This is a genomic window from Pseudomonas sp. MF6776, assembly GCF_016613125.1.
GTDB lineage: Bacteria > Pseudomonadota > Gammaproteobacteria > Pseudomonadales > Pseudomonadaceae > Aquipseudomonas > Aquipseudomonas iridis.
Window position 1 is genome coordinate 182,812 of the sequence record NZ_JAENSQ010000007.1, and the last position, 24,494, is coordinate 207,305.

Sequence of the window (24,494 nt, forward strand, 5' to 3'; positions counted from 1 at the left end):
TCTTGCTCATCGTGTTTGACCGACCAGGTTCAGCACGGCATCCGCCGCTTGGTTGGAAGCATCCAGCCGCAGGGTGCGATGGATCTCGTCGAAACCACGGGTCTGCTCTTCGCCGCCCTCGATCAATGGCGACAGGGTCTGAGCCAGCGCCTCGACTGTCGCATCGTCCTGCAACAATTCCGGCACCAACAGGCGCTGGGCCAGGAGGTTCGGCAGGGACACGTACGGACTCTTGACCATGCGTTTGAGAATCCAGAACGTCAGCGGTGCCAGGCGATAGGCAACCACCATCGGCCGCTTGTACAACAGCGCTTCAAGGGTCGCCGTGCCGGAAGCGATCAGCACCGCATTGCACGCAGCCAGAGCCAAGTGGGATTTGCCATCGAGCAACGTCACCGGCAGATCACGGCCGGCGAGCAGTTCTTCAAGTTGCACACGGCGCTCCGGACTGGCGCACGGCATGACAAAACGCACACCCGGACGCAGGGCTCGCAGGCGCTGGGCAGTATCGAGAAACAGCGCGCCGAGACGACCGACTTCACCGCCACGGCTGCCGGGCATCAACGCGACCAGCGGCCCGTCTGGCAGGCCCAGCTCGGCACGTGCAGCGGCGCGATCGGCTTGCAGCGGTATGGCGTCGGCCAGCGAGTGACCGACGAACCGCACCGGCACGCCTTTCTCTTCGTAGAATTTGGCTTCGAACGGGAAAAGCGTGAGCATCAGATCGCAACCTTCGCGAATCTTCAGCACGCGCTTCTGCCGCCATGCCCACACCGACGGGCTGACGTAATGCACGGTTTTGATCCCGGCCTGACGCAGCTTGAGTTCGATATTGAGGTTGAAGTCCGGGGCATCGATGCCGATGAACGCGTCAGGCTTCTCGGCAATCAGTGTGGCAATCAGCTTTTTGCGACGCTTGAGCAACTCGCGCAGTCGGCCGAGAACCTCAACCAGCCCCATGACCGACAAGCGCTCCATGGGGAAGTAGGAAGTCAGGCCTTCGGCCTGCATCAACGGACCGCCGACACCGATGAACTCGACTGACGGGTGTTGTGCCTTGAGGGCACGCATGAGGCCGGCACCGAGGATGTCACCGGAAGCCTCCCCCGCCACCAGCGCAATACGCAGACTGGCCATGATCAGCGGGTGATGCCGCGAGTCGACGACTCGATGGAGTCGCGAAACACCGCAACTTCCGGGAACTGAGCAGCAGGTCCTGCCAGGTCGGCCAAGGCCTGATCAACTGTCAGCCCTTGGCGATAAACGGTTTTATAAGCACGGCGCAGCGCGTGGATAGCGTCTTCGCTGAACCCGCGACGGCGCATACCCTCGAAGTTCATGCTGCGCGCTTCGGCCGGGTTGCCAAATACCGTGACAAATGCCGGAACATCTTTGCCGATCGCCGTGCCCATACCGGAAAAACTGTGGGCGCCGATGTGGCAATACTGGTGAACCAGGGTGAACCCGGAGAGGATCGCCCAGTCATCGACGTGCACGTGGCCAGCCAACGCGGTGTTGTTGACCAGAATGCAGTTATTGCCGATGACGCTGTCGTGACCGATGTGGGCATAGGCCATGATCAGGTTGTGATCGCCCAGCGTGGTTTCCGAACGGTCCTGAACGGTGCCACGGTGAATCGTCACGCCTTCACGGATGACGTTGTGGTCACCGATCACCAGGCGGGTTTCTTCGCCCTTGTACTTCAAGTCGGGCGTGTCTTCGCCTACCGAAGAAAACTGGTAGATGCGATTGTGTTTACCGATGCGGGTCGGACCTTTGAGGATCACATGCGGCCCGATCACGGTACCCTCGCCGATTTCCACACCTGCGCCGATGATCGACCACGGGCCGACCTCGACGCCGTCAGCCAGAACGGCCGACGGATCGATGATTGCGCGAGGGTCAATCAAACTCATACTTTTTGTTCCGCGCAGATGATCTCGGCCGAGCAGACCGGCTTGCCATCGACCGAAGCCTGGCATTCGAATTTCCAGATCTTGCGTTTGCAGCTGATGAACGTGGCTTCAAGAATCAACTGGTCGCCCGGCTTGACTGGCTGACGGAAGCGCAGTTTGTCCGAACCAACGAAGTAATACAGAGTGCCGTCGGCCGGTTTGACGTCGAGCATTTTGAAACCGAGGATCCCGGCAGCCTGAGCCATGGCTTCGATGATCAGCACGCCCGGCATGATTGGGTGCGCAGGGAAGTGACCATTGAAGAACGGCTCATTGATGCTGACATTCTTGTAGGCGCGAATTCGCTTGCCTTCAGTGTCCAGATCCACCACCCGGTCCACCAGCAGGAACGGGTAACGGTGAGGCAGGTATTCGCGAATCTCGTTGATGTCCATCATTTCGGGGGGAAGCCTATGTAAAGATTGGGAGCGCGACTGACGCGCACTCCTCTAGCAAATCAAGGAGGCAGTCTAGAGGCTGTGCACACTTGATATGGAAATGGTATCAGCCATCTGATGAAGCATTGCCGTCAGGGGTCACTTCCCCTACGCGCTTTTCCAGCTGTTTCAAACGTCGCGCGATGTCATCGAGCTGACGAATGCGTGCCGCGCTTTTGCGCCATTCGGCAGCCGGTTGCATGGCTGTGCCGGAAGAATAGGCACCCGGCTCGGTAATCGAGTGGGTCACCATGGTCATCCCGGTCAGGAAAACGTTGTCGCAAATATCAATGTGCCCGACCAGACCGACACCGCCGGCCAGCATGCAGTGCTTGCCGATTTTGGTGCTGCCGGAGATGCCCACGCACGCAGCCATCGCGGTGTGATCACCGACCTGGACGTTGTGAGCAATCTGGATCTGATTGTCGAGTTTTACACCATTGCCGATAACGGTATCGGCCAGCGCACCGCGGTCGATGGCGGTATTCACGCCGATCTCCACATCGTCACCGATGGTCACACCACCAATCTGGGCGATTTTCTGCCAGATACCCTTCTCGTTGGCAAAGCCGAAGCCTTCACCACCGAGTACGGCTCCGGACTGGATAACCACACGTTTGCCGATGCGCACATCGTGATACAGCGTCACCCGTGGAGCGAGCCAGCCGCCCTCACCGATTTCACTGCGTGCACCGATAACACAATGGGCACCCAGAGTGACCTGCGCACCAATCCGCGCACCCGCCTCGATCACCACAAACGCACCGATGCTGGCGGTTGGATCAACCACCGCATCAGCCGCAATCACCGCCGAAGGATGGATACCCGCAGTGGCTTTTGGCTTGGGATCGAACAAGTGAGAGATGCGTGCATAGGCCAGATAAGGATCCGGCACCACCAATGCATTACCGGCAAAACCCTCGGCGTCCGCTTCTTTGAGCAGCAACGCTGCTGCCTGAGAACCGGCAAGGAATTTGCGATATTGCGGATTTGCCAGAAAGCTCAACTGAGCTGGGCCAGCCTCTTGCAAAGTGGCTAGCCCAGTAATTTGCTTCTCCGCGTCGCCACGCAGGGTGGCGCCGAGGAACTCGGACAACTGGCCGAGCTTGATAGTCACGGTCATGGGTTACTTCAGCTGATTCATGCGCTCGATAACCTGGCGCGTGATGTCGTACTGAGGCTTGACATCGATGACTGCGCCACGCTCGAACACCAGGTCAAAACCACCTTTCTTGATGACTTCTTCCACGGCGCCATCCAGTTTAGGCTTCAGTTGCTTGAGCATTTCGCGGTCGGCAACGGCTTTGGCTTCGTTCAGTTCCTTGGACTGGAACTGGAAATCACGGGCCTTCTGCTTGAATTCAAGTTCCAGACGCTCACGCTCACCTTGCTGCATCTTGTCGCCACCGGCCATCAGACGATCCTGAATGCCTTTGGCGCTGCTTTCCAGAGTCTTCAGTTTGGTCAGTTGCGGACCGAACTTCTTCTCGGCATCCACGGCGTACTTCTTCGCCGCGTCGGATTCCAGCAAGGCCATCTGATAGTTCAGGACAGCGATTTTCATGTCGGCGAACGCCGGGCCTGCCACCAGTACGGAGGCCAGGAGAACCAATTGAGTCAACTTACGCACGATGCACTCCTACAAAATCCATTGTCGTTATCTTGGGTCAGACGCTTAGAACGTCTGGCCGAGGGAGAATTGGAACACTTGAGTTTCAGCGTCATCCGGTTTCTTGATCGGCATGGCCAACGCGAAGCTCAGAGGACCCAGCGCGGTGACCCAGGTCACGCCCACACCGACGGAACTTGCCATGTTGCTCAGGCTGATGTCGTTGCACTTAGTGGCGGAAGTCGAACCGACGGTAGCGTTGGTAGTCTTCTCGCACTTGGAGTCAAATACGTTACCCACGTCCCAAAATACCGAAGTACGCAGGGAGCGCTGATCTTTGACAAACGGCAGCGGGAACAGCAGTTCAACACCACCCTGGATCAACACGTTACCGCCAAATGGCAGCGGATCCTGATCCGGGTCGGCCAGCGTACCGGTGTTACCGGTCTTATCTGCGCCACGACTCGGCGTGCTTCGCGGGCCAAGCGTACTGTCCTTGAAACCACGAACCGAGTTGAAACCACCAGCATAGTAGTTTTCATAGAACGGCAAGCCGTCAGTCGAACCGTAACCGTCGCCATAACCGAGTTCGGTGTGCAGACGCATGGTGTAGTTTTCGCTCAGCGGCTGGAACAACTGACCACGGTAATCAAGTTTGAAGAATGATAGGTCGCTGCCCGGAATGGTGCTCTCCAGGGTCAGGCTCTGGGAACGGCCACGGGTCGGCAAAACGCCTTTGTTCAGGGTCGATTCGGACCAGCCGGCCGAAGCCTTGAAGTTCAGATAGCTGTCACCTTCCTTTTTGACGAAGTCAAAAATCTCGTCAACGGTGTATTTACCTGTATTGATCGTGTCTTGCTGAGCAGACAGGCCGAAGGTCAGTCGCGAAGTCTCGCTGATCGGGTAGCCAACGTTGACACCGGCGCCCAGGCTGTCTACGGAGTAGCTCGAGATATCGGCATCGAGTTCATCGTAGTCAGTGGTGCGGTAGAACGCGTTGTAACCCAGGCTCACGCCATCGGCGGTCCAGTACGGGTCAACGTAGCCGAAGTTGTAGCGGCTCTGGTATTCGCTTCGGGTCAGACCGATGCTGACGCGGTTACCGGTGCCGAGGAAGTTGTTCTGGGTGATCGAACCACCGAGGATCAGACCGGCACTCTGGGCGAAACCGACACTGGCGGTAATCGAACCCGACGCCTGCTCTTCAACGCTGTAGTTCACATCAACCTGGTCATCGACACCCGGAACGGCCGGGGTTTCGACGTTGACTTCTTTAAAGAAGCCCAGACGCTCAAGACGGGTCTTGGACTGGTCAATCAGGTAAGTCGAAGCCCAGCCACCTTCCATCTGACGCATTTCACGACGCAACACTTCATCTTCCGACTTGGTGTTACCACGGAAGTTGATGCGGTTGACGTAGGCACGCTTGCCCGGATCGACGGCAAACAGGATGTCCACGGTGTTGTCATCATCGTGCGGCTGAGGCACGCCGTTGACGTTGGCGAAGGTGTAACCCTCGTTACCCAGACGACGGGTGATCAGTTCAGAGGTGGTGGTCATCAGCTTGCGCGAGAACACCTGGCCTTTCTGCACCAGCAACAAGGACTTGATCTGGTCTTCAGGAACTTTGAGGTCACCGCTGAGTTTGACGTCGCGAACGGTGTACTTCTCGCCTTCGGTCACGTTGACAGTGATGTAGACGTGCTTCTTGTCCGGGGTGATGGACACCTGGGTCGAAGCGATATCCATGTTGATATAGCCGCGGTCCAGATAGTAGGAGCGCAGACGCTCCAGGTCACCGGACAGTTTTTCACGGGCATATTTGTCATCGTTCTTGAAGAACGACAGCCAGTTGGTGGTCTTCAGCTCGAACAGGTCGGTCAGGTCATCCTCAGGGAAAACCGTGTTACCCACCACGTTGATGTGCTGAATGGCCGCAACGGTGCCTTCGTTGATCTTCACTTTCAGGCCGACGCGGTTACGCGGCTGCGATACCACTTCGGTATCGACCGTAGCCGAATAGCGACCTTGCGCGACGTACTGGCGCTGCAGTTCGTTACGCACACCTTCGAGGGTGGCACGCTGGAAGATTTCGCCTTCGGCCAGACCGGACTGCTTAAGGCCTTTCATCAAGTCTTCAGTGGAGATCGCCTTGTTGCCCTCGATCTCGATACTGGCAACCGACGGACGTTCGACGACCGTGATCACCAGAACGTTGCCTTCGCGGCCCAGCTGGATATCTTGAAAGAAACCGGTTTTGAACAACGCACGAGTGGATTCCACCAGGCGACGATCATCCGCCTGCTCGCCGACGTTCAACGGCAAGGCACCAAAGACACTACCCGCGGAGACCCGCTGGAGGCCATTGACGCGAATATCAGAGATGGTGAAGGACTCGGCGTGAACTTCGGCGATCATCAATACGGTGAGAACCGCAGTTAGCAGCAGACGTTTCATGAAGTCCTTTCTTATTCCAACTGGCAATAAACAAACTGCCGCAAAATGCGGCAGATTCGCAATTCAGCGAAGCGTTACAGTCGACCCAGATCGTTGACCAGAGCAAGCAACATCACCCCGACCACCAAACTGATACCGATCTGTATCCCCCAACCTTGCACCCGATCCGACAAGGGACGACCACGCGCCCACTCGATCAGATAAAACAACAAATGCCCCCCATCCAGTACAGGAATGGGCAGCAAATTCAGAACACCCAGGCTAATACTCAGATAAGCAAGGAAATTCAGGAAATCAGCGACACCCGACTGGGCAGAAGCGCCCGCCACTTTAGCAATGGTTATCGGTCCACTCAAGTTTTTTACCGAGAGCTCGCCGAACAGCATTTTCTTGAGCGAATCCAGCGTCAGGATGCTCATGGTCCAAGTACGACGGGCGCCCTCGCCAATCGCGGCTAACGGACCATAACTGACTTCGCGGATCATCTCCGGCGGCCAGTCGATCGCTTTGACACCTGCGCCCAGATAACCGCTTGGCGCCTTGCTTTCACCGCGCGCTGCCAAAGTGACAGGGACGTCGATTTGAGCACCATCGCGCTCGACCCGCAGCAAGATTTTGGTATCAGGACGCGTACGAACGGTATCGACCACCTGCTGCCAGTCATTGAGCGCCTGACCGTCAAGAGACACCAGGCGATCACCGGTTTTCAGGCCAGCGGCCTGGGCCGGGCCTTTTGGATCAAGCTCGGCGAGCACAGGTGGCAGGGCAGGACGCCATGGACGAATCCCCAGAGAGCGGATCGGATCCGGCTCATCAGCCCCCTTGAGCCATTTGTCCAGCGTCAGCTCACGCGGCGAATCCGCCGTAGAGCCCTGCTCGCGCACCAGCACCTGCAGCGAGCCGCTTTCGCCGAGCCGGCGAACCAGCTGCAAATTGACGGCGGCCCAGCCGGAAGTCGGCTCGCCATCAATCGCCACGATCTCCTGACCTGCACCCAGACCAGCCTTCGCGGCGATGCTGCCGGATTCGACCGCACCGATTACCGGGCGGACCTGCTCACTACCGAGCATCGCCAATACCCAGAAGAACACCAGGGCCAGAAGAAAGTTGGCGATAGGGCCAGCCGCGACAATAGCAATACGCTGGCGAACGGACTTGCGGTTGAACGACTGATCGAGCTGATCAACCGGGACGTCGCCTTCGCGCTCGTCGAGCATCTTGACGTAGCCACCCAGCGGAATCGCAGCGATGACGAACTCAGTACCTTGCTTGTCGTGCCAGCGCAGCAGTGGCATGCCAAAGCCTACGGAAAAGCGCAGAACCTTGACGCCACAGCGACGCGCGACCCAGAAGTGGCCGAATTCGTGAAAGGTGACCAGCACACCCAAGGCGATCAGGGTGCCGGCAATCATATAGAGCGCGCTCATCTACTTTCTCCGCAATCCTGTTCAGTGCTGCTTGAAACTATTGTGTTGCAAAACCTATCGGTCGTGACGAGCCAGCCATTGCTCGGCCAGAACTCGCGCCTTCGCGTCCGCCGTGAACACAGCATCGAGATCATCCAGCGCTACGACCGGCTCGAGGTTCAAGACCTCCTCGATGATACTCGCGATTTCCAGGTAACGAACCCGTCCGTCGAGAAACGCTGCCACCGCCACTTCGTTGGCCGCATTGAGCATCGCCGGTGCGCTGTCGCCCACCTCGGCCGCTTGCCGCGCCAGACGCAGGCACGGGAAGCGCTCTTCATCCGGCGCTTCGAAGTCAAGACGTGCGATCGCAAACAGATCCAGCGGCGCGACGCCGGAGTCGATACGCTCCGGCCAGGCCAGCGCGCTGGCGATCGGAGTGCGCATGTCAGGATTGCCCAACTGAGCCAGGACCGAACCGTCGACATAATCGACCAGCGAGTGAATCACGCTTTGCGGATGAATCACCACCTCGACCTGCGCTGGTTTTGCATCAAACAACCAGCAGGCCTCGATCAGTTCGAGACCTTTGTTCATCATGCTGGCCGAATCCACGGAAATCTTGCGACCCATTGACCAGTTCGGATGCGCACACGCCTGCTCAGGCGAAACATGCGCCAACTCACTCATGGGCGTCTGCCGGAACGGTCCACCAGAAGCTGTCAGTAAAATCCGACGGACTCCGACCTTGCTTAATCCACTGGCGAAATCCTGTGGCATGCACTGGAAAATCGCATTGTGCTCGCTGTCGATTGGCAGCAGCACCGAACCACTCTTGCGCACAGCCTGCATGAACAAGGCGCCGGACATGACCAGCGCCTCCTTGTTAGCCAGGAGAATCTTCTTGCCTGCTTCGACAGCCGCCAGCGTCGGACGCAGGCCTGCGGCGCCGACGATCGCCGCCATGACCGCATCGACTTCCGGCGCAGAAGCGACCTGACACAAGCCAGCCTCACCCACCAGCACACGGGTCGTCAGACCGGCTGCACGCAAATCGTCCTGCAAACCGCGAGCTGCAGCGACTTCCGGCACCACGGCAAATTGCGGCACGTGACGTATGCACAAGGCCAACAGTTCGCTGAGGCGCGTGAAACCGCTCAACGCGAACACCTGATAACGCTCAGGATGACGCGCAATCACATCAAGGGTGCTCAGACCAATCGAGCCGGTAGCACCCAGTACGGTAATCAGTTGCGGGCGGCTCACGGCGCAGCCATCCACAGCAACACGGCAAACACTGGAATGGCCGCGGTCAGACTGTCGATGCGATCAAGCACGCCGCCATGACCGGGCAGCAGGTTACTGCTGTCCTTGATGCCGGACTGACGCTTGAACATGCTTTCGGTGAGGTCTCCCACGACCGAGATAAAAACGATCAGCGCAGCGCCAATCAGACCCTTGAGCAACTCGGCCACCGTCCAGTCACGCACCAAGCCAACAATCGCGGTGATCACCAGGCTTAGCGCCAGACCACCGTAAACGCCTTCCCAGCTCTTACCGGGGCTGACTTGAGGAGCCAACTTGCGCTTGCCAAATTTACGGCCAGAGAAATAGGCACCAATATCTGCGCCCCAGACCAACACCATGACCGCCATGATCAGCCAGTTACCCAACGGGTACTGCTTGATCTGTACCAGACCTTGCCAGGCCGGCAGCAAAATCAGCAAGCCGATCACCAGTTTGGTGGCCGCACTGGACCAATGCTCGCTGGAACGTGGATAGGTCAGCACCAGATACGTCGCGACCACCCACCACAGCACCGAAGCACCGAGCACCCAAGGTGCGAGACCGGGCAGCACATACATGACGAACAGCATCAACGCGACGACGGCGGCAAAACCGACGCGGAACGATTGTGCAGTGAAGCCCGCGAGTCGCGCCCATTCCCAGGCGCCCAGGCTCACGACCAGACCGATGAACAGCGCAAAACCGGAACCTTCAAGCAGGAAAAACCCGCACAAGGCGATCGGCAGCAGGATCAGCGCGGTGATGATTCGTTGTTTAAGCATTAAACCCGGGCTCCAGCTTCGACCTGTTCGCTCGTTTTACCGAAGCGACGTTGGCGCGAAGCGAAATCGGCCAGCGCATTGCGCATGGCATCGTGTTTGAAGTCCGGCCAAAACAGGTCGGAGAAGTACAACTCGGCGTAAGCCAGTTGCCACAACAGGAAGTTGCTGATGCGGTGCTCGCCACCGGTGCGGATGCACAAGTCCGGCAACGGCAGATCGCCGGTTGCCAGACACGTTTGCAGCAGATCCGGGGTGATGTCTTCCGGACGCAGATGCCCGGCCTGAACCTCACGTGCAAGACGCTGTGCAGCTTGTGCGATATCCCACTGACCGCCGTAATTGGCGGCAATTTGCAGGATGAAACGGTTGGCACCCGCGGTCATGGCCTCGGCTTCGCGCATCGCGACCTGAAGCTCCGGATGAAAGCGCGAGCGATCACCGATGATGCGCAAGCTGATGTTGTTGTCGTTAAGGCGCTTGGCCTCACGACGCAGCGCCTTGAAGAACAGGTCCATCAAAGCGCTGACCTCATCGGCCGGGCGCTGCCAGTTTTCACTGGAGAAAGCGAACAGGGTGAGCACCTCGACCTTGGCCTCGGCACACACCTCGATTACCGCACGAACCGCATCCACGCCCGCCTTATGCCCGGCGACACCCGGCATAAAGCGTTTTTTCGCCCAGCGATTGTTGCCATCCATGATGATCGCGACATGGCGCGGCACCGCGGACGGCGCAGTCTGCTTGGTCTTGTCCATTAAAAACTCGACCCTTATACGGCCATCAAATCCGCTTCTTTCTGCTTGGTAGCCGCGTCGATATCAGCCTCAGCCTTGTCGGTGAGTTTCTGGATATCGGCTGCAGCGCGACGCTCTTCGTCTTCGCTGATTTCTTTGTCTTTAACCAGCTTCTTCAAATCGCCCAGCGCATCGCGACGGATGTTGCGCACGGCAACACGAGCGTCTTCAGCGGCACTGCGTGCCTGCTTGGTGAAGCCCTTGCGGGTTTCTTCGGTCAGGGCAGGCATGGAGATCAGCAACAACTCGCCCAGGTTGGTCGGGTTGAGGTTCAGGCCAGCGCTCTGGATCGCCTTGTCGACAGCCGCGAGCATGTTGCGCTCGAAAGCCACGACTTGCAGGGTGCGCGAGTCTTTTACGGTGATGTTGGCCACTTGGGTAATGGAGGTATCAGCGCCGTAGTACGGCACCATTACGCTGCCCAGAATGCTTGGGTGAGCCTTGCCGGTACGAATCTGACCAAATGCGTGGGCCAGAGAGTCCAGGGATTTCTGCATACGCTCTTGAGCGTCTTTCTTGATTTCGTTGATCATTGTTGACCTTCCTCGATCAGGGTGCCTTCAGCGCCGCCATGCACGATGTTCAGCAGGGCGCCGGGCTTGTTCATGTTGAATACACGCAGCGGCATCTTGTGGTCGCGGCACAGGCAAATAGCTGTCAGGTCCATTACACCCAGCTTGCGATCCAGTACTTCATCATAAGTCAGATGATCGAACTTCTCGGCATGCGGGTCTTTGAACGGATCTGCGGTGTAGACGCCATCGACCTTGGTCGCCTTGAGGACGACATCGGCATCGATTTCGATTGCACGCAGGCAGGCTGCCGAATCCGTGGTAAAGAACGGATTGCCGGTACCGGCTGCGAAAATCACGACGTCTTTGGAGTTCAGGTGACGCATGGCTTTGCGGCGATCATAGTGATCGGTCACGCCCACCATCGAAATGGCCGACATGACGATTGCCGAGATATTCGCACGTTCCAGCGCGTCGCGCATGGCCAGGGCGTTCATCACAGTGGCCAGCATGCCCATGTGGTCGCCTGTCACCCGATCCATACCGGCTTTGCTCAAGGCTTCGCCGCGGAACAGGTTGCCACCGCCGATCACCAGACCGACCTGTACGCCGATGCCGACCAGTTGGCCGACTTCCAGCGCCATCCGATCCAGCACTTTTGGATCGATCCCGAACTCTTCCGAGCCCATCAGGGCCTCGCCGCTAAGCTTGAGTAGAATGCGTTTATAGCGAGCCTGATAACCACTGCCCTGCTGAGCCATTGCGAATCTCTCCTGCGGCGTATTTAAAATTCTTTGCGAGCTGTTTTCAGCTGGCGTTCACTCTAGCTTGGCGCTGCTTCAGCGCCATCGGAACATGGCTTTGTAAGTCAGTTCCAAGTGGAAACCAATAAATAATTGGTTACCCCATCTGAAAAGAGGCTGCGCGCGTGAGCGGGCAGCCTCTTTCGGGCGACAGTTGAAAACCGTCTTACTGCTTGGCGGCAGCCAGCTGGGCAGCAACTTCTTCAGCGAAGTTGTCGACCGGCTTCTCGATGCCTTCGCCTACTTTGAAGTAGGTGAAGGAAACGATTTCAGCACCGGCTTTCTTGGCCAGGTCGCCGACCTTGATTTCAGGGTTCTTGACGAACGCCTGCTCAACCAGGCTCGCTTCAGCCAGGAACTTGCTGATACGGCCTTTGATCATGTTTTCAACGATGTTTTCTGGCTTGCCAGCGATCTTGTCAGCGTTCAGGCTCAGGAAAACGCCCTTCTCACGCTCAACCGCTTCAGCGGAAACTTCCGATGGCAGCAGGAATTCAGGGTTGGTCGCCGCTACGTGCATAGCGATGTCCTTGGCCAGCTCAACGTCGCCGCCTTTCAGAACAACTGCAACACCGATCTTGTTGCCGTGCAGGTAACCACCAACAACATCACCTTCAACGCGAACCAGACGACGGATGTTGACGTTTTCGCCAACCTTGCCGACCAGTACCAGGCGATCAGCTTCCTGCGATTCGATCAGAGGCTCAACGGTAGTGAGCTTCTCGTCGAATGCTTTTTTGACGCTGGCAGCAACGAATGCCTTGAAGTCGTCTTGCAGAGCCAGGAAGTCGGTCTGCGAGTTCACTTCCAGCAGAACGGCAGACTTGCCGTCTTCAACCAGAGCGATCGCGCCTTCAGCAGCGACGTTGCCGGCTTTCTTGGCGGCCTTGATGGCGCCCGAAGCACGCATGTCGTCGATGGCTTTTTCGATGTCGCCGCCGGCCTTGGTCAAGGCCTTTTTGCAATCCATCATGCCTTCGCCAGTACGCTCACGCAGTTCTTTAACCAACGCTGCAGTAATCTCTGCCATTTTCAAATTCCTCTTGGATAGGTTTTCAACCATTCCACCCGATCGAACGGGCGTTCAATTCTTCCCGAAACACCCTTGTTAGCCGCTGCACGTTACAGATGCTGTAGCTGCGCTGTTAACAAATGGTTTTCGAGGTGGCAAAAAGGGGGCCAAGCCCCCTTTTTGCTTACTGAGTCAACGCCAGGGCGTCAATTACTCAGCTGCAGCTGCCGGAGCTTCTTCAGCTGCGAACTCTACAGTGCCGCCGCCAACATTGCTGCGACCACGGATAACAGCGTCAGCCATCGAACCCATGTACAGCTGGATAGCGCGGATTGCGTCATCGTTGCCTGGGATGATGTAGTCAACGCCTTCCGGGCTGCTGTTGGTATCGACAACGCCGATTACCGGGATGCCCAGCTTGTTGGCTTCGGTGATCGCGATGCGCTCGTGGTCAACGTCGATCACGAACAGTGCGTCTGGCAGACCGCCCATGTCCTTGATGCCGCCCAGGGAGCGATCCAGCTTCTCAAGATCACGAGTGCGCATCAGCGCTTCTTTCTTGGTCAGCTTGGCGAAAGTACCGTCTTCGGCTTGAACTTCAAGGTCACGCAGACGCTTGATGGAAGCACGAATGGTTTTGAAGTTGGTCAGCATGCCGCCCAACCAGCGGTGATCGACGTACGGCGAACCGCAACGTGCTGCTTCTTCAGCAACGATCTTGCCAGCGGAACGCTTGGTGCCGACGAACAGAATCTTGTTTTTGCCCTGGGCCAGACGCTCTACGAAAGTCAGAGCTTCGTTGAACATTGGCAGGGTTTTTTCAAGGTTGATGATGTGAATCTTGTTACGCGCGCCGAAAATGTATTTACCCATTTTCGGGTTCCAGTAACGGGTTTGGTGACCGAAGTGCACACCGGCCTTCAGCATATCGCGCATATTGACTTGGGACATGATAGTTCCTTAATAAGTCGGGTTTGGCCTCCACGTATCCCAATGACCAACCAGTGGCTTAACGCCAAAAGCACCCAGGTCATCGTGTCGACACGTGTGTGGATTTAAGCCTTTTGGGGTATCCCCGGAAAGCGGCGCATTTTATATCACAAGGAAGGCAGAAACGGAACTCGAAATCTGCAATCACACCAAGGACATGGGCTCAGCCCTCTTGGAATCGGCGCCGCGGGCACCATTGTATAGACAGAAGCGATGCATGCAGGCGCGGATTTGCTCCTCTCGTCTGTTAGAATCGCGTTTTTCAGGGTCGCAAAAAACTCACACCTGCCACCCTATCCGTAACAGCAAGCGCCGCCGAGCGCAAAGAGAGCCTGTATGACCGTTAACCTCAAAACTCCCGAGGACATCGCTGGCATGCGTGTCGCCGGCAAACTGGCCGCCGATGTGCTGGAAATGATTGCCGAACACGTCAAACCGGGCGTTACCACCGATCAACTGAACCAGATCTGCCACGACTACATCGTCGACGTGCAGCAGGCCATCCCTGCCCCGCTCAACTACAAGGGCTACCCGAAGTCGATCTGCACCTCGATCAACCACGTCGTCTGCCACGGCATCCCGAATGACAAGCCGCTGAAAAACGGCGACACCCTGAACATCGACGTCACCGTGATCAAGGACGGTTACCACGGCGATACCAGCCGCATGTTCCATGTCGGTGAAGTGCCGGTGTGGGCTGAGCGTCTGTCGCAGATCACTCAGGAATGCATGTACAAGGCGATCGAGATCGTCAAACCTGGCTGCCGGCTCGGGGACATCGGTGAAGTTATCCAGAAACACGCGGAAAAGAACGGCTTCTCGGTGGTTCGCGAGTTCTGTGGCCACGGCATCGGCAAGGTGTTCCACGAAGAGCCGCAGATCCTGCACTACGGCCGCGCCGGTACTGGCATGGAACTGAAGGCCGGCATGACCTTCACCATCGAGCCGATGATCAATCAGGGCAAGGCCGACACCAAGGTATTGGGCGACGGCTGGACCGCGATCACCAAGGACCGCAAGCTCTCGGCCCAGTGGGAACACACCCTGTTGGTCACCGACACCGGCTACGAGATCTTTACCCTGCGTGCCGATGACACCATTCCACGCATCTCGGCCTGATCCACAAACGCTCCCAGCCTTATAGAAGGAAAGCCAATCGATGCCGCAGGTGGATCCCGAACTCTTCGACCGTGGCCAGTTCCAGGCTGAGCTGGCCCTGAAAGCGAGCCCCATCGCCGCCTTCAAGAAGGCGATTCGCCAGGCCCGCGACGTGCTCGACGCACGTTTTCGCAGCGGTCGTGATATTCGTCGGCTGATCGAAGACCGTGCCTGGTTCGTCGACAATATCCTGCAAAAGGCCTGGGAGCAGTTCAACTGGAGCGAAGACGCGGACATCGCACTGGTCGCGGTCGGCGGCTACGGCCGGGGCGAATTGCACCCTTACTCGGACATCGATTTGCTGATCCTGCTGGACAGCGCCGACCACGAGGTTTTCCGCGATTCCATCGAGCGTTTTCTCACATTGTTGTGGGACATCGGCCTGGAAGTCGGTCAGAGCGTTCGCTCGGTGGACGAATGCGCGCAAGAGGCGCGCGCTGACCTGACCGTGGTCACCAATCTCATGGAAAGCCGCACCATCAGCGGCCCCGAGCGTTTGCGCCAACGCATGCTCGACGTCACCAGCACTGCGCACATGTGGCCGGCCAAGGAGTTTTTCCTGGCCAAACGCGCCGAGCAGAAAGCTCGCCACCACAAGTACAACGATACCGAATACAACCTGGAACCCAACGTCAAAGGCTCGCCCGGCGGACTACGGGATATTCAGACGATTCTGTGGGTTGCCCGTCGTCAGTACGGCACGCTGAATTTGCGTGCACTCGCCGGCGAAGGTTTTCTGGTGGAGAGCGAGAATGCGTTGCTCGCGTCCTCTCAGGAATTCCTCTGGAAGGTGCGCTACGCCCTGCACATGCTCGCCGGGCGCTCCGAAGACCGCCTGCTGTTCGATCATCAGCGTTCGATTGCGACGTTGCTGGGGTTCGAAGGCGATGACGCCAAGCACAGCATCGAAAACTTCATGCAGCAGTATTATCGGGTGGTGATGAGCATCGCCCAGTTGAGCGACCTGATCATCCAGCACTTCGAGGAAGTCATCCTCGCGCCGGAAGACGAAGCGCCGCCGCAGCCGATCAATTCGCGCTTCCAGCTACATGACGGCTACATCGAAGCGCGCAACGACAATGTGTTCCGCCGCACCCCATTCGCCATGCTCGAGATATTCGTGCTGATGGCCCAGCAGCCGGAAATCAAAGGCGTGCGCGCCGACACCGTTCGTTTGCTGCGCGAACATCGTCATCTGATCGACGACGACTTTCGCAACGACATCCGCAACACCAGCCTGTTTATCGAGCTGTTCAAATGCAAGATCGGCATTCATCGCAATCTGCGACGGATGAACCGTTACGGCATTCTCGGGCGCTACCTGCCGGAGTTCGGTTTTATCGTCGGGCAGATGCAACACGACCTGTTCCACATCTATACGGTCGATGCACACACGCTGAACCTGATCAAACACCTGCGTAAGCTCCAGTACACCCAGGTGTCGGAAAAATTCCCGCTGGCCAGCAAGCTCATGGCCAAGCTGCCGAAACCCGAGCTGATTTATCTCGCAGGCCTGTATCACGACATCGGCAAGGGCCGTCATGGCGACCACTCGGAGATCGGCGCGATCGATGCCGAGGCGTTCTGTCAGCGCCATCAGTTGCCAGTGTGGGATAGCCGCCTGATTGTCTGGCTGGTGCAGAACCACCTGGTGATGTCGACCACCGCCCAGCGCAAGGACTTGTCCGACCCGCAGGTGATCCACGATTTCGCGCAGGCGGTCGGCGATGAAACCCGTCTCGACTATCTGTACGTACTGACCGTGGCCGACATCAACGCGACCAACCCGACGCTGTGGAATTCGTGGCGTGCCAGCCTGTTGCGCCAGCTCTACACCGAAACCAAGCGGGCATTGCGTCGCGGTCTGGAGAACCCGGTGGATCGCGAAGAGCAGATCCGCCAGACCCAGAGCGCGGCACTCGACATCCTCGTGCGCGGCGGCACCGATCCGGACGACGTCGAACAATTGTGGGCGCAACTGGGCGACGACTATTTCCTGCGCCACACCGCCGGCGACGTGGCCTGGCACAGCGATGCGATCCTCCAGCAACCCGTCGATGGCGGGCCGCTGGTACTGATCAAGGAAACCACCCAGCGCGAGTTCGAGGGCGGCACACAGATCTTCATTTATGCGCCGGATCAGCACGACTTCTTCGCGGTGACCGTGGCGGCGATGGATCAGCTCAACCTGAACATTCACGACGCCCGGGTTATCACCTCGAGCAGCCAGTTCACCCTCGACACCTACATCGTGCTCGACAACGATGGCGAATCCATCGGCGACAACCCTGTCCGGATCAAGCAGATCCGCGACGGTTTGACCGACGCTCTGCGCAATCCGGACGACTACCCGACGATCATTCAGCGCCGGGTGCCGCGCCAGCTCAAGCATTTCGCGTTCGCGCCACAGGTCACTATCCACAACGACGCGCAACGCCCGGTCACCGTACTGGAATTGACCGCGCCTGACCGACCAGGTCTGCTGGCGCGGATCGGCGGCATCTTTCTGGAGTTTGACCTGTCGCTGCAAAACGCCAAGATTGCAACGTTGGGCGAACGAGTGGAGGACGTGTTCTTTATTACTGATGCGAAAAATCAGCCCTTGTCCGATCCGCTGCTGTGCAGCCGCTTGCAGGATGCGATTGTCGAGCAGTTGAGCGTCAGCCATGAACCCGATATCAATCTTTCGCGCATCAGTATTTGAATGCGCGACCTGATTTAACCGCTTTGCACGAGACCCCGCACCGATGAACAACGCTCTGAACCAGCTCCAGCCCTACCCGTTCGAGAAGCTCCGCGCCCTGCTCGGCACCGCGACCCCGAACCCGGACAAGCGCCCGATCGCGCTGTCCATCGGTGAGCCGAAACACCGTTCGCCAAGCTTTGTCGCCGAGACATTGGCAAACAGTCTGGATCAGATGGCGGTGTATCCAACCACGCTCGGCATCCCGGCCCTGCGCGAAGCCATCGCCGGCTGGTGCGAACGCCGCTTCGGCGTTCCGAGCGGCTGGATCGACCCGGCCCGCAACGTGTTACCGGTCAATGGCACCCGTGAAGCGCTGTTCGCCTTCACCCAGACCGTGGTCAATCGTGGTGATGATGCGCTGGTGGTCAGCCCGAACCCGTTCTATCAGATCTACGAAGGCGCGGCGTTCCTGGCCGGCGCCAAGCCACATTACCTGCCTTGTCTGGACGATAACGGCTTCAACCCTGATTTCGACGCTGTTTCAGCGGACATCTGGAAGCGCTGTCAGATTCTTTTCCTTTGCTCGCCGGGTAACCCGACAGGCGCGCTGATTCCGGTCGACACCCTGAAAAAACTCATCGCCCTGGCGGATGAACACGACTTCGTAATCGCCGCCGACGAGTGCTACAGCGAGCTTTACTTCGACGAGCAGACACCCCCGCCGGGCCTGCTCAGCGCGTGCGTCGAACTGGGTCGCAAGGATTTCAAGCGCTGCGTGGTGTTCCATAGCCTGTCCAAGCGCTCGAACCTGCCCGGTTTGCGTTCCGGCTTCGTTGCCGGCGATGCCGAGATCCTCAAGGGTTTCCTGCTGTATCGCACCTATCAAGGCTGTGCGATGCCGGTTCAAACCCAACTGGCCAGCGTTGCCGCCTGGAATGACGAAGAACATGTGCGCGCCAACCGCACTTTGTATCGCGAAAAATTCGACGCGGTACTGGAAATCCTCAGCCCGGTAATGGACGTGCAGCGTCCCGATGGCAGCTTTTATTTGTGGCCAAACGTGAAAGGTGACGACGCGGCATTCTGCCGTGACCTGTTTGCCGAAGAACACGTGACCGTAGTGCCAGGTTCGTACTTGTCCCGCGAAGTGGACGGCGTCAATCCGGGCGCAGGCCGGGTACGGATGGCGCTGGTTGCACCACTTGCCGAATGCGTTGAGGCGGCACAGCGGATCCGCGCGTTCATTACTCGCCAACAGTAATCATGGCCCGCACCGGGCAATCCGGTGCGGGTATCAACCGTCGTGATATAAGCGTTTACAACGAGCACATTTACTCTTCTCCCTGCTCGGTCTAATTTCCCCCTTGAAACGCTGGCCACTGTAGAGCGACTTTAATCGCGCGAACTTCTACTAAAACCGAGCCTGCCGAAAACCAAAACCCTATTACCCTCAAATATAAAAATTTTGACGCCAGCTGAATCAAGGCGACACTTTGGCAATCAATAAGGATATTGACCGTGCACAACTATAACCTCGTAAGAATGGCAAAACCGACAGACAACTTCGAGCGGCTCCCGGAAAACCATAACGACGCGCCGGCAGTGCGCCGTAAACGTTCCTTGGGTTACACAACCAAGTTCTGGGAGAATGCCAGCACTATTACGTTCTCTTTCATGCATGACGTGTCCGACGAACTGAAATATCGAATCGAACTAGGCATCCGGAAGTGGGAACCTTTCGTCAGCCTGGCCTTTGAATTGGTCGAAAACGTGCCAGGGATGATTCGGATCGCCCTGCAAGGAAAGGACAGCTATTCGTTTATAGGGATCGACGCAATGAAAGTGGATGTCAACGAACCCACAATGGTTTTGGGCACCACGCCGGACTCACCGCTTTTCGACCACACGGTCCAGCATGAATTTGGCCACGCCCTGGGCTTCCACCACGCCCATTTGCACCCGGAGGCGCGCATCCCGTGGAACAAGGAAGCGGCCTATGAGTTCCTGGGCAAGCAACATGGCTGGACAAGGGAGGACGTAGACAGCAACCTTTTCGAGCTGGAGTCTCCGCACGCTGCTGTCTTCGGCGACTACGACAAACTCTCGATCATGCATTACCCAACTACCAACCTGATCTACGGAAATGACGCGGTTGGCCTCAATTTGACGCTTAGCGACAAGGACAAGGCCTTCGCCAGAAAAATCTACCCTGCCCTCAACTATGGGCAGTTGCCTGCCTGAGCATGTCAGCGCCAACCCGGCAATTTCAAGTGACGCGCAACTGTGGTGTCCTGCTCGCACTTGCTTGAAACATTCAAAAACCAAGTAACATCCCATATAACTGTGTAACGCACTTGTCTGTCGGCCAAGTACTAGTCTTGAATTGCACTATTCGCAGCATCTGAATAACTGCCGACTCTTAATTTCAAGGATGAAATCCACCATGCACGAACTGACAGATTGCCAACTTATACAATGGCCTGACGACCAAGAAGCTTACGCGGCAGCCATCAATGAAAATCCGGCCAATGCCGGCACGACGAAAAGCGCAACTACCGGCAACCGCCGTAAACGCTCGGTATTTAATTATTCAAAGCTATGGGCAAACGGCCGCACCTTGAAGATTGCCTTCATGGACGAACTCGAAGCGGATCACAAAGACAAAATCATCAAGGCAGCCAGTCAATGGTTGCCGTATATCAACCTGAAATTCGAGTTCGTTGATGACCTCGTGGGTGACATACGCATCGCCACTACCAATAACTTCAACAGCTCAATGCTCGGCACCGACGCGTTGTTGATTCATCCTGATGACAGAACCATGGACCTGGGTGTAAAACCGGATCATCCAGACTTCGAAGTCATCGTGACTCATGAGTTTGGTCACGCCCTTGGCGCGATGCATGAACACCAGCACCCGCAGGCGAAAATCCCTTGGGATAAGCCAAAGGTCTACGAGTTCTATCAGAATCGCGAAATGGGTCCGCTCACGCCCGCGCAAGTCGACCACAACCTGTTTACCCCTTTCGACACGCTGGAAGCGATTTACACGGCCTACGACAAAAGGTCGATCATGCATCACCCGGTGGCGAACGATCTGACAGTGGGTGACTGGGAAGTCCCCATCAACCGCAAGATCAGCAAAAAAGACAAACAACTGATGAAATTACTTTATCCGAGGTAAGCCAACTCGAACCGGGTGATTCCTTCACTTCACTACCCCCAGATTGGCCTCACTCAGATCCAGTTCACCCAACACTTCTCGCAGTACGTCATCGCCAATCTGGTGATGACGGCTGAGGCTATATAACTCCAGTCGTTGCGCCCGCAACGCTTTGAGGCGCAATCGGCGTTCCAGCAGATCCATCTGGAACGCCAGCGCCTGGGCTTCCGCCGAATCGTTGAACACGTCCAGTTGATGGCGGTATTCGGACATGATCCGCGCCTTCAGTTCCGCCGCCAGCGCAGCTTGCGCGGCGTCCTGCTGATTGGCCTCTTCGGTTTCGAGCGCATGAATCGCGGCCTCGGCCGTCTTGCGCCAGGCATCGCGAACCTCTTGACGACGCTTGTCATCAGGGCTTTTTTCGATGCCGCGCAGCAACAACGGCAAGGCGATGCACGCCGACACCAGCGACAACAGGATCACCCCCGCAGCAATAAAGATCAGCAGATCACGCTCGGGAAAGGCGTCCGCCCCCATCAACATTGGCACCGACATCACACCCGCCAGTGTCACCGCACCGCGCACGCCGCCGACGGTCAGCAGCCAGCAGGATCGCGCAGTCGGCACTTGCGTCAGCGCACCTTTACCACGCAACCGCCGTAACAACACCGATAAGCGCCAGATGCTCTGTACCCAGATAAACCGCAACAGCACCAGCGCGAGGAAAATCGCGATCACATCGAGGCAGCGGTAAAACAACGCCGGCCACAACGTCGGTTCATGGCTGACCACCGCTTTGATGATGTCCGGCAATTGCAGACCGAGCAGAAGGAAAATCAAGCCATTGAAAGCGAATTCCAGCAGCGACCAAACGCTGCGATTGAGCAATCGTGTGCTGGTCTGGCGCGGCAGCAGATCGAGCCAGCTCTGCATCATCCCCGCCGCCACCGCCGACAGAATGCCCGAGGCGCCAAGCCGTTCAGCCAACACATAAGCCGCAAACGGCAGCAGCAACATGAAGACCACGTGGGTCGCCGGATCATCCCACCCGCGAGCGATCATCCACGACCGCAAACGCCCGACCAGCCAACTCAGCGCCACACCAACGGCCAGGCCGCCGACCGCCACCAATACAAACGTCAAACTGGCGGTGGCCAGCGAGAACACGCCCGTTACCGCAGCGGCCAAAGCAAACTTGAACGTCACCAGGCCCGACGCATCGTTCATCAGCGCCTCGCCTTGCAGCATGTGCATCAAGGGGGTCGGCAAGCGGTTTTGCGAGATCGCCGAGACGGCCACGGCATCAGTCGGCGACAGCACTGCCGCCAACGCGAACGCCACCGGCAGCGGAATCGTCGGCAATAACCAGTGAATGAAGTACCCGGCGCCGACCACCGTGAACAGCACCAGCCCCACAGCCAGTGTCAGGATCGGGCCACGCAGGTGCCAGAGTTCGCGTTTGGGCATGCGCCAGCCGTCGGAGAACAGCAGCGGCGGCAGGAACAGGAACAGAAACAACTCGGGATCCAGCGCCACGTGCAAACCAAGGGTCGGCCAGGCCAGCAAGGCGCCGGCAGCAATTTGCACAAGTGGCAGCGGCAGTGGGATAACCCGTCCGACCAGACGCGAAACGCTGACCAGCATCAGCAGGATCAGGACGGTGTAAGCGGATTGCATAAATCAAAATCTCGGACAATCGACAGCGTTGAACTGCCATATTAGCCGTTTAGGCTGCGCCTGACCGTTGCACCTATGTCGCACGCCGACACTGATCCCCGTGCAGGAGCTGCGGCACGCTGCGATCTTTTGATGTTTAAAAACAGAATCAAAAGATCGCGGCCTCGCTTCACTCGACAGCTCCTGCAGGGATTTGGTGCAGGGTAATGAAGCCGGGCGCCCGAAACCCTTTGGTCATGGCATAATCCGACACCATTTTTTTCCAGCACCTGTAAAGGGGGCAATTCCTTGACCGTTTCAAGTAAAACGTTGCACCTTTTCGGCATCAAAGCCTGCGACACCATGAAAAAGGCGCGCACCTGGCTTGATGAACACGCTGTCGCCTATGACTTTCACGACTACAAAACCGCCGGTATCGACCGTGAACACCTGACCCAATGGTGTGACGAGCACGGCTGGCAAACGGTGTTGAACCGCGCAGGCACGACCTTTCGCAAACTCGACGACGAACGTAAAGCCGATCTCGACCAAGCAAAAGCCATCGAACTGATGCTCGCCCAACCCTCGATGATCAAGCGCCCGGTGCTCGATCTCGGTGACCGAACCCTGATTGGCTTCAAGCCAGATATCTACGCGGCCGCTCTGAAGTAAGCAGCCCGTCACTCTTTGTAGAGGTATTCACATGTCCAACTCTCTGTTCAGCATCGCCTTCGGTGTCGGCACGCAAAACCGTCAGGGCGCCTGGCTCGAAGTGTTTTACGCACAGCCACTGCTCAACCCTTCGGCCGAACTGGTCGCTGCTGTTGCGCCGATCCTCGGTTACACCGAAGGCAACCAGGCCATCACCTTCACCACCGCACAAGCGGCGCAACTGGCTGAAGCAGTCAAAGGTATCGACGCTGTTCAAGGCAAACTGCTGACCCGTCTGGCCGAGAGCCACAAGCCACTGGTCGCCACTTTGCTGGCTGAAGACGCGCAACTGACTTCCACGCCAGAGGCGTACTTGAAGCTGCATCTGCTGTCGCACCGTCTGGTCAAGCCGCACGGCGTGAGCCTGGCCGGGATCTTCCCGCTGCTGCCGAACGTTGCATGGACCAGCCAGGGCGCAATCGACCTGAGCGAGCTGGCGGAAATGCAACTCGAAGCGCGTCTGCGTGGCGAGTTGCTGGAAGTGTTCTCGGTGGACAAGTTCCCGAAAATGACCGACTACGTGGTACCGGCCGGCGTGCGTATCGCTGACGCCGCGCGTCTGCGTCTGGGCGCTTACGTGGGCGAAGGCACCACCGTGATGCACGAAGGTTTCATCAACTTCAACGCCGGCACCGAAGGCCCGGGCATGATCGAAGGCCGCGTGTCGGCTGGCGTCTTCGTCGGCAAGGGTTCGGACCTGGGCGGCGGTTGCTCGACCATGGGCACCCTGTCGGGCGGCGGCAACATCGTGATCAAGGTTGGCGAAGGCTGCCTGATCGGCGCCAACGCCGGTATCGGTATTCCGTTGGGCGACCGCAACACCGTCGAGTCGGGCCTGTACGTGACCGCCGGCACCAAAGTCGCGCTGCTGGATGAGCACAATAATCTGGTTAAAGTTGTGAAGGCCCGTGAACTGGCCGGCCAGACTGACCTGCTGTTCCGTCGCAATTCGGAAACCGGTGCGGTGGAATGCAAAACCCACAAATCGGCGATCGAGCTGAACGAAGCGCTGCACGCTCACAACTAAGCAGCACATTGATCACCTGTGGGAGCGAGCTTGCTCGCGAAGGCGTCCT

22 protein-coding genes are annotated in these 24,494 nt (G+C 57.8%); 7 read left to right on the plus strand and 15 right to left on the minus strand.

The features are described from left to right. Positions 1-6: 6 nt before the first annotated feature. From lpxB to rpsB, 14 genes are all read right to left on the minus strand, one after another. The gene (gene lpxB, locus JJD74_RS10990; protein WP_042557886.1) at positions 7-1,137 is read right to left on the minus strand and encodes a lipid-A-disaccharide synthase; all 1,131 of its coding nucleotides are present in this window, start codon (positions 1,135-1,137) and stop codon (positions 7-9) included. A gap of 2 nt (positions 1,138-1,139) precedes the next feature. Then, complete coding sequence (gene lpxA / locus JJD74_RS10995) at positions 1,140-1,916, minus strand: acyl-ACP--UDP-N-acetylglucosamine O-acyltransferase (RefSeq protein WP_042557885.1); 777 nt, start codon at positions 1,914-1,916, stop codon at positions 1,140-1,142. Then, positions 1,913-2,353, minus strand: a complete 441-nt coding sequence (gene fabZ / locus JJD74_RS11000; protein ID WP_042557884.1) for a 3-hydroxyacyl-ACP dehydratase FabZ — start codon at positions 2,351-2,353, stop codon at positions 1,913-1,915. The genes lpxA and fabZ overlap by 4 nt, the downstream gene beginning before the upstream one ends. A gap of 106 nt (positions 2,354-2,459) precedes the next feature. Then, a complete protein-coding gene (lpxD, locus tag JJD74_RS11005) occupies positions 2,460-3,515 on the minus strand; it encodes a UDP-3-O-(3-hydroxymyristoyl)glucosamine N-acyltransferase (protein WP_200613709.1) in 1,056 nt (351 codons plus the stop codon). Between the two features lie 3 nt (positions 3,516-3,518). After that, on the minus strand, positions 3,519-4,022 hold the full coding sequence (locus tag JJD74_RS11010) for an OmpH family outer membrane protein (RefSeq protein ID WP_042557882.1): 504 nt from the start codon (positions 4,020-4,022) through the stop codon (positions 3,519-3,521). Positions 4,023-4,067: 45 nt separating this feature from the next. Beyond that, positions 4,068-6,458, minus strand: coding sequence for an outer membrane protein assembly factor BamA (gene bamA / locus JJD74_RS11015; RefSeq protein WP_200613712.1), 2,391 nt, complete (start codon positions 6,456-6,458; stop codon positions 4,068-4,070). Positions 6,459-6,532: 74 nt separating this feature from the next. Next, positions 6,533-7,885, minus strand: coding sequence for a sigma E protease regulator RseP (gene rseP, locus JJD74_RS11020; RefSeq protein WP_047299911.1), 1,353 nt, complete (start codon positions 7,883-7,885; stop codon positions 6,533-6,535). A 54-nt stretch (positions 7,886-7,939) separates the two neighbouring features. After that, on the minus strand, positions 7,940-9,130 hold the full coding sequence (gene ispC, locus JJD74_RS11025) for a 1-deoxy-D-xylulose-5-phosphate reductoisomerase (protein WP_200613715.1): 1,191 nt from the start codon (positions 9,128-9,130) through the stop codon (positions 7,940-7,942). Beyond that, on the minus strand, positions 9,127-9,933 hold the full coding sequence (locus JJD74_RS11030; protein WP_047299909.1) for a phosphatidate cytidylyltransferase: 807 nt from the start codon (positions 9,931-9,933) through the stop codon (positions 9,127-9,129). Before JJD74_RS11030 ends, ispC begins: the two co-directional genes overlap by 4 nt. Next, a complete protein-coding gene (gene uppS, locus JJD74_RS11035; RefSeq protein ID WP_042557877.1) occupies positions 9,933-10,688 on the minus strand; it encodes a polyprenyl diphosphate synthase in 756 nt (251 codons plus the stop codon). The genes JJD74_RS11030 and uppS overlap by 1 nt, the downstream gene beginning before the upstream one ends. A 14-nt stretch (positions 10,689-10,702) precedes the next feature. Continuing rightward, positions 10,703-11,260, minus strand: a complete 558-nt coding sequence (gene frr, locus JJD74_RS11040; RefSeq protein WP_042557876.1) for a ribosome recycling factor — start codon at positions 11,258-11,260, stop codon at positions 10,703-10,705. Then, positions 11,257-12,000, minus strand: a complete 744-nt coding sequence (gene pyrH / locus JJD74_RS11045) for a UMP kinase (protein ID WP_003222124.1) — start codon at positions 11,998-12,000, stop codon at positions 11,257-11,259. Before pyrH ends, frr begins: the two co-directional genes overlap by 4 nt. A 208-nt stretch (positions 12,001-12,208) precedes the next feature. Then, positions 12,209-13,072 carry a translation elongation factor Ts gene (tsf, locus tag JJD74_RS11050; RefSeq protein WP_042557875.1) on the minus strand — a complete coding sequence of 288 codons (864 nt, stop codon included), beginning with the start codon at positions 13,070-13,072 and terminating at the stop codon, positions 12,209-12,211. Between the two features lie 192 nt (positions 13,073-13,264). Then, positions 13,265-14,005 carry a 30S ribosomal protein S2 gene (rpsB, locus tag JJD74_RS11055; RefSeq protein ID WP_042557874.1) on the minus strand — a complete coding sequence of 247 codons (741 nt, stop codon included), beginning with the start codon at positions 14,003-14,005 and terminating at the stop codon, positions 13,265-13,267. A 375-nt stretch (positions 14,006-14,380) separates the two neighbouring features. On the opposite strand from rpsB, the gene map reads away from it, so the two are divergent. The 5 genes from map (at position 14,381) to JJD74_RS11080 (ending at position 21,072) form a co-directional block, all read left to right on the plus strand. Then, a complete protein-coding gene (gene map / locus JJD74_RS11060) occupies positions 14,381-15,163 on the plus strand; it encodes a type I methionyl aminopeptidase (protein ID WP_042557873.1) in 783 nt (260 codons plus the stop codon). A 40-nt stretch (positions 15,164-15,203) separates the two neighbouring features. Continuing rightward, the gene (locus JJD74_RS11065; RefSeq protein ID WP_047299908.1) at positions 15,204-17,906 is read left to right on the plus strand and encodes a [protein-PII] uridylyltransferase; all 2,703 of its coding nucleotides are present in this window, start codon (positions 15,204-15,206) and stop codon (positions 17,904-17,906) included. Positions 17,907-17,949: 43 nt separating this feature from the next. Further along, entirely contained in the window at positions 17,950-19,149 is a 1,200-nt protein-coding gene (dapC, locus tag JJD74_RS11070) for a succinyldiaminopimelate transaminase (RefSeq protein WP_200613719.1), read from the plus strand. A 257-nt stretch (positions 19,150-19,406) separates the two neighbouring features. Then, positions 19,407-20,129: a M12 family metallopeptidase gene (locus JJD74_RS11075; protein ID WP_325166979.1), complete on the plus strand. Its 723-nt coding sequence runs from the start codon at positions 19,407-19,409 to the stop codon at positions 20,127-20,129. Between the two features lie 202 nt (positions 20,130-20,331). Then, positions 20,332-21,072, plus strand: a complete 741-nt coding sequence (locus tag JJD74_RS11080; protein WP_200613722.1) for a M12 family metallopeptidase — start codon at positions 20,332-20,334, stop codon at positions 21,070-21,072. Positions 21,073-21,096: 24 nt separating this feature from the next. Here the strand turns inward: JJD74_RS11080 and JJD74_RS11085 are convergent, their stop codons facing one another. Continuing rightward, positions 21,097-22,728 carry a Na+/H+ antiporter gene (locus JJD74_RS11085; protein WP_200613725.1) on the minus strand — a complete coding sequence of 544 codons (1,632 nt, stop codon included), beginning with the start codon at positions 22,726-22,728 and terminating at the stop codon, positions 21,097-21,099. Between the two features lie 288 nt (positions 22,729-23,016). Between JJD74_RS11085 and JJD74_RS11090 the strand changes: the two genes are divergently transcribed. Continuing rightward, on the plus strand, positions 23,017-23,379 hold the full coding sequence (locus JJD74_RS11090) for an ArsC family reductase (protein WP_042557868.1): 363 nt from the start codon (positions 23,017-23,019) through the stop codon (positions 23,377-23,379). 31 nt (positions 23,380-23,410) lie between these two features. Then, the gene (gene dapD / locus JJD74_RS11095) at positions 23,411-24,445 is read left to right on the plus strand and encodes a 2,3,4,5-tetrahydropyridine-2,6-dicarboxylate N-succinyltransferase (protein ID WP_003222105.1); all 1,035 of its coding nucleotides are present in this window, start codon (positions 23,411-23,413) and stop codon (positions 24,443-24,445) included. Positions 24,446-24,494 lie beyond the last annotated feature (49 nt).

Coding starts and splice junctions, on each gene's coding strand:
- JJD74_RS11065 (WP_047299908.1), top strand. CDS start 15,204: ATGCCGCAGGTGGATCCCGAACTCTTCGACCGTGGCCAGTTCCAGGCT.
- frr (WP_042557876.1), bottom strand. CDS start 11,260: ATGATCAACGAAATCAAGAAAGACGCTCAAGAGCGTATGCAGAAATCC.
- fabZ (WP_042557884.1), bottom strand. CDS start 2,353: ATGATGGACATCAACGAGATTCGCGAATACCTGCCTCACCGTTACCCG.
- lpxB (WP_042557886.1), bottom strand. CDS start 1,137: ATGGCCAGTCTGCGTATTGCGCTGGTGGCGGGGGAGGCTTCCGGTGAC.
- bamA (WP_200613712.1), bottom strand. CDS start 6,458: ATGAAACGTCTGCTGCTAACTGCGGTTCTCACCGTATTGATGATCGCC.
- rseP (WP_047299911.1), bottom strand. CDS start 7,885: ATGAGCGCGCTCTATATGATTGCCGGCACCCTGATCGCCTTGGGTGTG.
- dapC (WP_200613719.1), top strand. CDS start 17,950: ATGAACAACGCTCTGAACCAGCTCCAGCCCTACCCGTTCGAGAAGCTC.
- JJD74_RS11030 (WP_047299909.1), bottom strand. CDS start 9,933: ATGCTTAAACAACGAATCATCACCGCGCTGATCCTGCTGCCGATCGCC.
- pyrH (WP_003222124.1), bottom strand. CDS start 12,000: ATGGCTCAGCAGGGCAGTGGTTATCAGGCTCGCTATAAACGCATTCTA.
- uppS (WP_042557877.1), bottom strand. CDS start 10,688: ATGGACAAGACCAAGCAGACTGCGCCGTCCGCGGTGCCGCGCCATGTC.
- map (WP_042557873.1), top strand. CDS start 14,381: ATGACCGTTAACCTCAAAACTCCCGAGGACATCGCTGGCATGCGTGTC.
- tsf (WP_042557875.1), bottom strand. CDS start 13,072: ATGGCAGAGATTACTGCAGCGTTGGTTAAAGAACTGCGTGAGCGTACT.
- JJD74_RS11085 (WP_200613725.1), bottom strand. CDS start 22,728: ATGCAATCCGCTTACACCGTCCTGATCCTGCTGATGCTGGTCAGCGTT.
- lpxA (WP_042557885.1), bottom strand. CDS start 1,916: ATGAGTTTGATTGACCCTCGCGCAATCATCGATCCGTCGGCCGTTCTG.
- rpsB (WP_042557874.1), bottom strand. CDS start 14,005: ATGTCCCAAGTCAATATGCGCGATATGCTGAAGGCCGGTGTGCACTTC.
- JJD74_RS11080 (WP_200613722.1), top strand. CDS start 20,332: ATGCACGAACTGACAGATTGCCAACTTATACAATGGCCTGACGACCAA.
- lpxD (WP_200613709.1), bottom strand. CDS start 3,515: ATGACCGTGACTATCAAGCTCGGCCAGTTGTCCGAGTTCCTCGGCGCC.
- dapD (WP_003222105.1), top strand. CDS start 23,411: ATGTCCAACTCTCTGTTCAGCATCGCCTTCGGTGTCGGCACGCAAAAC.